The organism is Geminicoccus sp., from assembly GCF_035556675.1.
Lineage (GTDB): Bacteria > Pseudomonadota > Alphaproteobacteria > Geminicoccales > Geminicoccaceae > Geminicoccus.
Window position 1 is genome coordinate 1 of record NZ_DATMFZ010000126.1, and the last position, 8889, is coordinate 8889.

Sequence of the window (8889 nt, forward strand, 5' to 3'; positions counted from 1 at the left end):
GTTGCCAGAACTGCCGGCGTGATGGCCGGCTTGGTATTGCTTGCAACCTCGACAACGGCCGCCACCGCCGCCCCGCCCGACCTCACCGGGGAATGGAAGGGCACCGTCCTCTGCGATGGCCTGACCGGCGGCAAGTTCGGCGGCTTCGAGGAGCACACCACCTTCTCGATCGCGCAGACCGGCTGGCAGTTCACCGCGCTCTACAAGGGCACCGGCGACGCCCCGGACGACCTCGTCTATCGCGGCTATGTCCAAAGGGGCGACAACGGTCAGGTGGAGGCTGCCGCCATTGCCTGTGGTGGCGACTACGCCGCCGACGAGGTGATCCGCCTGCGGCCCGTCGTGGTGACGCGCAAGAAGGGGTACTTCGACGGCATGTCGAACTTCTTCACCCGCCACGGCCCCGGCTACCGGGGCATCTCGGACATAGAGACCTGCAAGTACTCCTTCGAGCGGGTCTCGACCGCGCGGCCCAAGGTACCGGCCTGCAGCCGCTAGGTCCCATCCTTCGCATCAGCGCCCGTAGATCCGGTCCAGCACGGCTGCGACCTCGGTGATGCGGGCGATCTCCCCGTCGAAGCGGGGGCACCTGGCGAGCTGCTGGGCGAAGGCCGCCGCGGACTTCGCCCCCCAGGGATCGGGGGGCTCGGCCAGGAGCTGCCGACTGGTGCCGGCAAAGCGCTCGGCCACGAAGTCGTAGAAGGAGCCGTTCTGGTTGCGCAGGGCGGCTCCCCCCTCCGTCCCGTAGAACTCCGCGCTGATCACTGCGTCGCAGCCGGCCTGCAGGCGCCAGGAGCAGGCCAGCCGGATCACCGTGCCAGCCTCGGTGACCAGAGTCGCCACCGCATGGTCCTCGACCTGCCCGGTCGCTTGCGCGAGCGGCCGGCCGCCGGCCTGCAGATGCGCATGCACCTCGGCGACCTCGGGAAAGCCCAGCGTCCATAAGGCCAGGTCGACCAGATGGACCCCCAGGTCGATCACGCAGCCGCCGCCCGCGGCTTCCGGGTCGTAGAACCACGGCTTGTCCGGCCCGTAGGCGTTGTGGAAGACCAGATCGACCGCGAAGATCCGGCCGAGCTGTTCGCCCTGCACCAGTTCCCGGATCCGGCGCATCCCTTCGGTGTGGCGATAGGAGAGGTCGACGCCCAGGAGCCGGTCGGCCTGGCGCGCGGCCTCGACCACGGCCCGGGTTTCCGGCGCCGTGCGCCCGAGCGGCTTCTGGCAGAACACCGCGCGCCGGCTCTTCAGTGCCTGGATCGACTGCTCCGCATGGAGCGCGCTGGGCGTGGCGATCACGATCCCGTCCAGGTCGAGCGCCAGCAGTGCGTCGAGATCCGGCACCACCTCGGCTTCCGGCGCCAGCTCTTTGGCGGCTGCCACCGTCTCAGGGGAGGGGTCGGCGATCGCGGCGGCGGTCACGGCACCTGTCGCGAGCATCGCCTCCATCCGGTGCCGGCCGATCCAGCCGACTCCGAGAAAGCCCAGCCGCGGGCGAGCAGCGCCGGTCATGGGGTCACCAGCGCTTTCATGAACCCGTCCGGCCGGTCGCGGGTGGCATCCAGGGCTTCGTCCAGCCGCTCCAGCGGGAAGCGGTGGGTGAACAGGGGCTCCGGGTCGAGCCGGCCCGCCGCCACCGCCGCCACCGCCTGCCGGATCCCCTCCACATAGACCGCAGGATCGCGCTCGTGCGCATTGATCACGTCCAGGCCCCGCCAGTTCCAGAGCTGCATGTCGACCTGGCGCGGCCCGTCCTGGTGGTAGCCGGCGATCACCAGCCGGCCGCGCTCGGCCGTCAGATGCGCCGCCAGGTCGAGCGGCCACTGCTTGCCCACCGCCTCCACCACGCGCGGGCAGAACCGGCCGTCGGTGAGGTCCTGCACCCGGTCGATGATCCGCTGGTGGTCGTCCATCGGCACGACTTCGGCCGCACCGTAGGCCTTGGCGATCTCCAGCGAGAAGGGGCGCCGCGAAATCGCGATCACCCGCGCCCCGGCGTTGCTGGCGAGCCTGGTGAGCAGGGCGCCGAGAAAGCCGATCCCGATGATGGCGACCGTCTGCCCGGACTCGATCCGGCTGCGCCTGAAGATGTTCATGGCGCAGCCCAGCGGCTCGCCCGGAAAGGCGCGCCCCGCCAGCACATCGGGCAGCGGCACCACCGCCTCCGCGTCGGCCAGGTCGTACTCGCCATAGCCGTGATAGGACAGCGCCGCGACCCGCTGGCCGGCCCGAATTCCATCCACCGCCGCGCCCACCGCGTCGACCACGCCCCAGGCCTCGTGGCCGAGCCCGCCCGGCTCGGTCGGAAAGCGCATCCAGTCCGGCCCGGACCAGGGCACCAGGTTGGAGGCGCACACGCCGCAGCCCTCCAGGCGGATCCGCACCTGCCGGTCGCCCGGCTCCGGCAGCGGGACCTCGTCGATCCGGATCCGGCCGGGGCCGGTGACCGTCGCGGCACGCATGGTCGGGGCTCGGGTCGCGGCCCGGGTCCGCGCTGAATGCATCACGTCGTTCCTGGAAGGGCCGGGCGGGAGGCGGGCCCGGCAATGGTTGCAGCTTCTTCTTCAACCGGTCCGGGCACCTGGAGTTCCGAACGCACGAGACTGCTTGCCGTTCCGGCCCATAGCTGGGATGGCTCTCGGCCTCCGACTGGCCGCGATGGGTGCCCGATGACCTTGGCGAACTACCTGGACAGGCTGGGCTCCGCCATGCGGCTGCTCGCTCTGGCGCTCCTGCTCCTGCCAGCGGTGTCCGCCGCGGCAGAAGAGCCCTGGCCGCGCACCGCGCAAGCACCGCTGGTGCCCGACCCGGCGGTGACCTGGGGCCGGCTGGAGAACGGGCTGCGCTACGCGATCATCCCGAACCGGACGCCGCCCGGCCGGGTCAGCTTGCGCCTCCTGATCGAGGCCGGCTCGCTGATGGAGCGGGACGACCAGCGCGGCCTCGCCCATTTCCTCGAGCACATGGCGTTCAAGGGATCGGAGAACGTGCCGCCCGGCGAATTCGTGCGCTACCTGCAGCGCCAGGGCCTGAGCTTCGGCGCCGACACCAACGCGCGGACCGGCTTCGACAGCACCGTCTATCAGCTGGAGCTGCCCGGCAACGGCGAGGAGCTGCTGGACAGCGGCCTGATGATCCTGAGCGAGGTCGCCGGCCGGCTGACCTTCCCGCCGGACGGGATCGATTCGGAGCGCGGCGTGATCCTGTCGGAAAAGCGGCTGCGCAACACGCCGGGTGCCCGCAGCGCCGATACGCTGCTGGCCTTCATGCTGGATGGCACGCTCTATCCCGAGCGCAATCCGATCGGGACCGACGAGGTTATCCGACAGGCGACCCAGGCCGACTTCCAGCGCTTCTACCGTGACTTCTATACGCCCGAGCGCAGCGTGGTGGTGGTGGCGGGCGACGTGGCGCCGGGCGAGGTCGTCCCGCTGATCGAGCGCCACTTCGCGGGCCTGGTGCAGCCGGAGTCCCCGGCGGCACCGCCGGAACTCGGCACGCTCGCCGCCACCGGGACGGATGCCCTCCATTTCGTCGATCCGGGCCTGCCCACCGTCATCCAGCTCATGCATGCGGAGCCGGCCCTGCCGCCCGCCGACACGCTGGAGCGCGTCGACCGGCGCCTCGTGCAGGCGATGGCCCAGCTGATGCTGAGCCGGCGGCTGCAGAATCTGGGCCTCACCCCGGGCGCCCCCTTCAGCCAGGCGGGGGCCTGGACCACCGACATGCCACCCGTGGCCCAGATCAGCGCGGTGACGCTGCAGACCACCGAAGCGGACTGGGAGAAGGCCCTGGCCGCGGGCGAGCAGGAGCTGCGCCGGGCCCTGACCTTCGGCTTCTCCCAGCAGGAGATGGACGAGGCGGTGGCGATCCTGCGCAGCGAGTTCCGTAACCGTGCCGCCAGTGCCGCCACCATGTCCTCCGAGCGCCGGGCCGAGGCCCTGATCTCGACGGTCGAGGACGGCGAGATCTACACCAGCGAAGCGGCCGACCTGGAACTCCTGGAGCGGACGTTGGCAGGGCTCGACCCGGCGAAGCTGCAGGACTCGTTGAAGGCCGCCTGGGGTGACGGCACGGCCCGGATCATGCTGTCCGGCCCGTTTCCGCTGGAGAATGGCCGCCAGCGCATCCTGGATGCCTATGCGACCAGCCGTGCGGTGCCGGTGGAGCCTCCGGCGGAGACGGCGAGCGTGGCCTTCGGCTACCAGGACTTCGGCCAGCCCTCCGGCGTGGTCGAGGACAGCCGCATCGAGGACCTGGACATCCGCTCGATCCGGTTCGGCAACGGCGTGCGCCTGGACATGAAGCCCACCAAGCTGCGGGCCGACACGATCGAGGTGGCCCTGCGCTTCGGCCAGGGCTCGTTCAGCATGCCGGCTCACCAGCCGGGCCTGGACCTGCTCGCCAGCCAGGGCTTCGTCGCCGGCGGGCTCGGCCGGCACGATGCCAGCGAGCTCACCCGGATCTTCGCCGACAAGCAGGTGGGCGTCGACCTGACCGTGGCCGAGACCTCGTTCGTCATGACTGGCACCACCACGCGCGCCGATCTGGCCGACCAGCTCCGGCTGATGGCGGCCTTCGTCACCGATCCCGGCTACCGGCCGGACGCGCTGGAGCGATTCCGCCGCCAGCTCCCCGACCTCTACCGCGCCATGGACGCCTCGCCCGCAGGCCTGCTGCGCGGGCCGGTCGAGCGCTTCCTCCATGGTGGCGACCCGCGCTTCGGCCTGCCCGACCAGGCGGACGCGGCCGAGCGGACCCTGGACGAGCTGCGCGCCTGGCTGACGCCCGCGCTGCGGCGCGGCCCGATGCAGGTCGTGCTGGTGGGCGACATCGAGGCGGAAGCGGCAGTGCGGCTGGTGGACGAGACGTTCGGCGCCCTGCCCGAGCGGGGCGAGGGCGCCGAGCTGGCAGTACCGTCGGTGCGGATGCCCGAGTCCGGAGCCGAGCCGGTCCGGTTCGTCCACCATGGTGCGGCGGACCAAGCCATGTCCGCCGTGTACTGGCCGACCGCGGACGGCAGGGACCTGCGCCTCAAGGCCGGGCTCGACCTGCTAGGAGACATCCTGCAGGACCGGCTGCTGGACACGGTGCGCGAGCGGGCCGGGGCCAGCTACTCGCCGGAAGTCTACAGCGACATGTCGATCACGCTGCCGGACTTCGGCTACCTCGCCGCCCTGCTCGACGTGCGGGCAGAAGATGCGCTCCAGTATGATGCGGCGACGGTGGCGGCCGCGTCCGGGCTACGGGAAGGCATCGAGGCGGATGAACTGCGCCGCGCGCTCGAGCCGCGCCTGGCGCAGAGCGATGCCGCGCGCCAGTCGAACCGCTGGTGGGCTTATGCGGTGATCCTGGCGATGCACCAGTTTCCCGAGCGGCTGGAGGCGGCCCGCACCGACCGGGCCAACCTGGAGAGCTGGGACGCGGCAGCACTGCAGGGCTTGGCGAAGACCTATCTGGCGCCGGAGCGGGCGCTGCGCGTGCTGATCGTGCCGGCCACGCCCGACTGACTGCTCAGCGGGCCAATGCCCGGGCGAGCGCATTGCGCAGGTCGCCGCGCAGGAACGGTTTGCGCACCACCGGCGCGTCCGGGTAGGTCTGCTCCAGGCTGCTCGGGTCGTGGCCGGTGGCGAACACGAACGGGATGCCGCGCCGGCGCAGGAGGTCGGCGATCGGGAAGCTGCGCGTGTCCCCGCCGAGGTTCACATCCAGCACCGCCACGTCGAAGGCGGCCTGCTCCGCCGCGGCCATCCCGGTCTCGAGCCGGCTCGCCACATCCACGACGGTGAAGCCCAGCTCCAGCAGCATGTCCTCCAGGAGGAGGGCGACGAGGCTCTCATCCTCGACCACCAGAACGCGACGACCCATGCTCTTCCCGGTCCGGCTGCCCCGGCTTAACAAATGATATCAATGATGGGGGACGACCAGTCCGCCCACCAGCGGAGGCTCCTCGGCCGGCAGCGGTGCCTGCACCCGGCACACCAGCCCGCCCGGCGCGAAATCCAGCGTCACCTTTCCTCCGAATTCACGGGCCAGCCCGCTCTCGATCAGGCGGGTGCCGAAGCCGCGCTGCCCGGGCGGGTGCACGGGCGGGCCGCCGGCTTCCTGCCAGGTCAGCTCCAGCTGGTCGGCCTCCTCGCCACCCGTCAGCCGCCAGTCGATCAGCACCCTGCCGTCTCTGGCCGAGAGCGCGCCGAACCGGAGCGCGTTGGTGCATAGCTCGTGGATGCCCATGGCGAGGCTGAGCGCCATCTTGGGCGGCAGCCGGACCGGCGGGCCCTCGATCATGAAGGATTCGTCGCCCGGGGTACGAAACGGCTCGATGCCGGACTGGACGATCTCGTCCAGGGGTGCCGCCAGCCAGTTGGACTGGGTGAGCACGTCATGCGCGCGGGACAAGGCCACCAGGCGCCCCTCGAACTTGGCGAGGCCCGCCCGCACGTCGACGCCCGCGCGAAAGCTCTGCATCGCGATGGACTGGATCGTCGCCAGCGTGTTCTTCACCCGGTGGTTCAACTCGTGGATCAGCATCTCCTGGCGCCACTGCGCCTGCTTTTGCTGCTGATCGTACTGGTCGGCCTGGCTCAGCGAGCGGCGCAGGGACAGCTCGGTCTCGACATGGTCGCTGACATCGATCCCGCTGCCGAAATAGCCGAGGAAGCTGCCGTCATCGTCGAAATAGGGCGCGCCATTGTCCCGGATCCAGCGATACGCGCCGTCATGGCGGCGCAGCCGGTAGTCCATGGTGAAGCGCTCGCGGGCGTCGAAGGCGGTGGTGTAGATTTCCAGACAGCGGGCATGGTCGTCGGGATGGACCCCCTCGGCCCAACCATGCCCCAGCTCCTGCTCGAGCGTCCTGCCGGTGAACTCCAGCCAGGGCCTGTTGAACCAGTCACACTGCTTGTCCGGCCCGGCCCGCCAGATCATCACCGGTGCCTGGTCGGCCAGCAGCCGGAAGCGGCGCTCGCTGACCAGCAGCGCTGTCTCCCAATCCACCTGCGGCTCGGCCTGCTCCATCCATCTTTCGCCAAGCAAATGTTCGCCGGAACCGGTTACCCGTCCCCGGCTGCCGAAGCCATGCCCGCTCCCCCGGCTCTGTTGCCACGATGAAGCGACAGGGCGGCCGCGAACCGGCCGGCGCGCATCTCTGGTTGGAAGACAACTGCGCCATGAAACGTCCGGCAGGGTCGTCGGTGCCCTGCCGGCGCATTCTGGTCCTGCTTATGTGTCCTGCCCGCGGAGACCATGCCGAGGCAGGCGAACGCCAGGGTGAGGGGCGGGAGCGCATCGGCATCGCCAATCGGCAGCCGCTGCCCCAACGGGTGATGCAGACGGTCTCCTGCCTCCACGACGCCATTGGCACCAATGCGGGCCCCATCGCGCCCCAAGGGCCGCGATCTGCACCGGCACTTGTGCTATGGTGAACGGAACGTCCGCCGCCAGGGATTGTGCGGCAGGCTCGGCAAATCAGCAGGGCGAATTTGCACAAACGAACCCGAGAACGCGATTTTTTCCTTTTAAATCAAAATGTTGACTGGGCTTGAAATGCGTTGGAGAGGGGCGGGGACGCCCCTCTCTGGTCATCTCCAGCGCATGCGGGACCCATTGACCGACGCCGGCTACGGTGCCCGCTCATCCCGCCCAGCAGCGGGCTCAGGCCCGCACCGTCTCCAGCCCCTGCCAGTCGAACTCGATGCCGTGGCCCGGGTCGTCCGGGGCGATGGCGAAGCCCTCCTCGATCTGCAGCGGCCGGGCGATGAACCGCTCCAGGCCGAAGCCGTGCGCTTCCAGGAAGGAGCGGTTCGGGGCGGCGGCGAGCAGGTGCACGGTGACGTCGTGGGCGCCGTGCGAGGTGACCGGCAGGTTGAACGCCTCGGCCAGGTGGGCGATCTTCATGAACGAGGTGATGCCGCCGCAATTGGTGACGTCCGGCTCGGGATAGGTGACGCCGCCGGACGCGATCAGGTGGCGGAACTCCCAGAGCGTGCGCAGGTTCTCGCCAGCGGCGATCGGCAGGCCGCCCTCGCGCACCACTCTGGCGTGGCCCGCCACGTCGTCCGGCGAAATCGGCTCCTCCAGCCAAGTCAGGTCATAGGGCTGGAAGGCGCGGGCCGCCCGGATCGCCTCGTCGGCGGTCCACTTCATGTTGGCGTCCACCATGAGCGGGAAGCCGTCGCCCAGGTGCCGGCGCATCGCGGCGATCCGCTCGACGTCCTCGGACAGCAGCTTGCGCCCGACCTTCATCTTGATGGCGCGGAAGCCCTTGGCGAGGTTGCCCTCGGTCTGCTTCAGCAGGTCGTCCAGCGGCAGATAGAGGTCGATGCCGCCGGCATAGCAGGGCACCTTGGGGTCGTTGCCGCCGAGCAGCTTCCAGAGCGGCTGGCCCGCGCGCTTGGCCTTGAGGTCCCACAGCGCCATGTCGAACGCGGACAGCGCCAGCACGGTGGGGCCGCCGCGGCCGCCGTAATGCAGCTCCCACCAGAGCTTGTTCCACAGGAACTCGATCCGGTCGGCGTCCTGGCCGGCCACCAGTTCCGCGATCTCGCGGGCCAGGATGTCGTGGATCGCACCGCCATTGCGGCCGACCGTGTAGCTGTAGCCGACCCCTTCGGCACCGTCCGCGTCGGTGACGCGCACGGTCAGAAGCTCGAAGTCGCGCATCACGCCATGGGTGCTGTCGGTGAGCGCGGTGGGCAGGGGGATCCGGTAGTAGCCGGGCTGCACCGACCTGATGGCGGGCATGGGACGTTCCTTCCAGTCAAAGGGTACGGAGGTTCAGCCGGTAGCGTCGCGACCTACCAGCTTGGCCTGCAGGATCACGACCAGGAGCAGGAACAGGCCGCGGATCACCGACTGCCAGTAGGCGGACAGGCTGATCCAGCCGAGGCCGTT

At 70.1% G+C, this 8889-nt stretch carries 7 protein-coding genes and 1 pseudogene; 2 read left to right on the forward strand and 6 right to left on the reverse strand.

Annotated features, from left to right (window positions below; all coding sequences use genetic code 11):
• Positions 1 to 498, forward strand: a 498-nt coding sequence (locus tag VNS22_RS10105) for a hypothetical protein (protein ID WP_325731999.1), incomplete at its 5' end; no start/stop codon positions are given.
• A 15-nt stretch (positions 499 to 513) separates the two neighbouring features.
• Here VNS22_RS10105 and VNS22_RS10110 read toward each other — a convergent pair.
• Both VNS22_RS10110 and VNS22_RS10115 read right to left on the reverse strand, forming a co-directional pair.
• Positions 514 to 1509: a Gfo/Idh/MocA family oxidoreductase gene (locus VNS22_RS10110; protein ID WP_325732001.1), complete on the reverse strand. Its 996-nt coding sequence runs from the start codon at positions 1507 to 1509 to the stop codon at positions 514 to 516.
• The gene (locus VNS22_RS10115) at positions 1506 to 2501 is read right to left on the reverse strand and encodes an MDR/zinc-dependent alcohol dehydrogenase-like family protein (protein WP_325732003.1); all 996 of its coding nucleotides are present in this window, start codon (positions 2499 to 2501) and stop codon (positions 1506 to 1508) included. The genes VNS22_RS10110 and VNS22_RS10115 overlap by 4 nt, the downstream gene beginning before the upstream one ends.
• 165 nt (positions 2502 to 2666) lie before the next feature.
• Between VNS22_RS10115 and VNS22_RS10120 the strand changes: the two genes are divergently transcribed.
• A complete protein-coding gene (locus VNS22_RS10120) occupies positions 2667 to 5507 on the forward strand; it encodes a M16 family metallopeptidase (protein ID WP_325732004.1) in 2841 nt (946 codons plus the stop codon).
• A gap of 4 nt (positions 5508 to 5511) precedes the next feature.
• Here VNS22_RS10120 and VNS22_RS10125 read toward each other — a convergent pair whose 3' ends face one another.
• From VNS22_RS10125 to VNS22_RS28290, 4 genes and pseudogenes are all read right to left on the reverse strand, one after another.
• A complete protein-coding gene (locus VNS22_RS10125; RefSeq protein WP_325732006.1) occupies positions 5512 to 5865 on the reverse strand; it encodes a response regulator in 354 nt (117 codons plus the stop codon).
• Between the two features lie 39 nt (positions 5866 to 5904).
• On the reverse strand, positions 5905 to 7014 hold the full coding sequence (locus VNS22_RS10130; protein WP_325732008.1) for a sensor histidine kinase: 1110 nt from the start codon (positions 7012 to 7014) through the stop codon (positions 5905 to 5907).
• A gap of 636 nt (positions 7015 to 7650) precedes the next feature.
• On the reverse strand, positions 7651 to 8739 hold the full coding sequence (locus VNS22_RS10135; protein ID WP_325732010.1) for a mandelate racemase/muconate lactonizing enzyme family protein: 1089 nt from the start codon (positions 8737 to 8739) through the stop codon (positions 7651 to 7653).
• A 33-nt stretch (positions 8740 to 8772) separates the two neighbouring features.
• Positions 8773 to 8889: pseudogene (locus VNS22_RS28290) on the reverse strand (ABC transporter permease); the annotation flags it as partial.

Bases quoted from the DNA above. Each gene is read 5' to 3' on its own strand.
- VNS22_RS10110 (WP_325732001.1), bottom strand. From the start codon at position 1,509: ATGACCGGCGCTGCTCGCCCGCGGCTGGGCTTTCTCGGAGTCGGCTGG.
- VNS22_RS10120 (WP_325732004.1), top strand. From the start codon at position 2,667: ATGACCTTGGCGAACTACCTGGACAGGCTGGGCTCCGCCATGCGGCTG.
- VNS22_RS10115 (WP_325732003.1), bottom strand. From the start codon at position 2,501: ATGCATTCAGCGCGGACCCGGGCCGCGACCCGAGCCCCGACCATGCGT.
- VNS22_RS10135 (WP_325732010.1), bottom strand. From the start codon at position 8,739: ATGCCCGCCATCAGGTCGGTGCAGCCCGGCTACTACCGGATCCCCCTG.
- VNS22_RS10130 (WP_325732008.1), bottom strand. From the start codon at position 7,014: ATGGAGCAGGCCGAGCCGCAGGTGGATTGGGAGACAGCGCTGCTGGTC.
- VNS22_RS10125 (WP_325732006.1), bottom strand. From the start codon at position 5,865: ATGGGTCGTCGCGTTCTGGTGGTCGAGGATGAGAGCCTCGTCGCCCTC.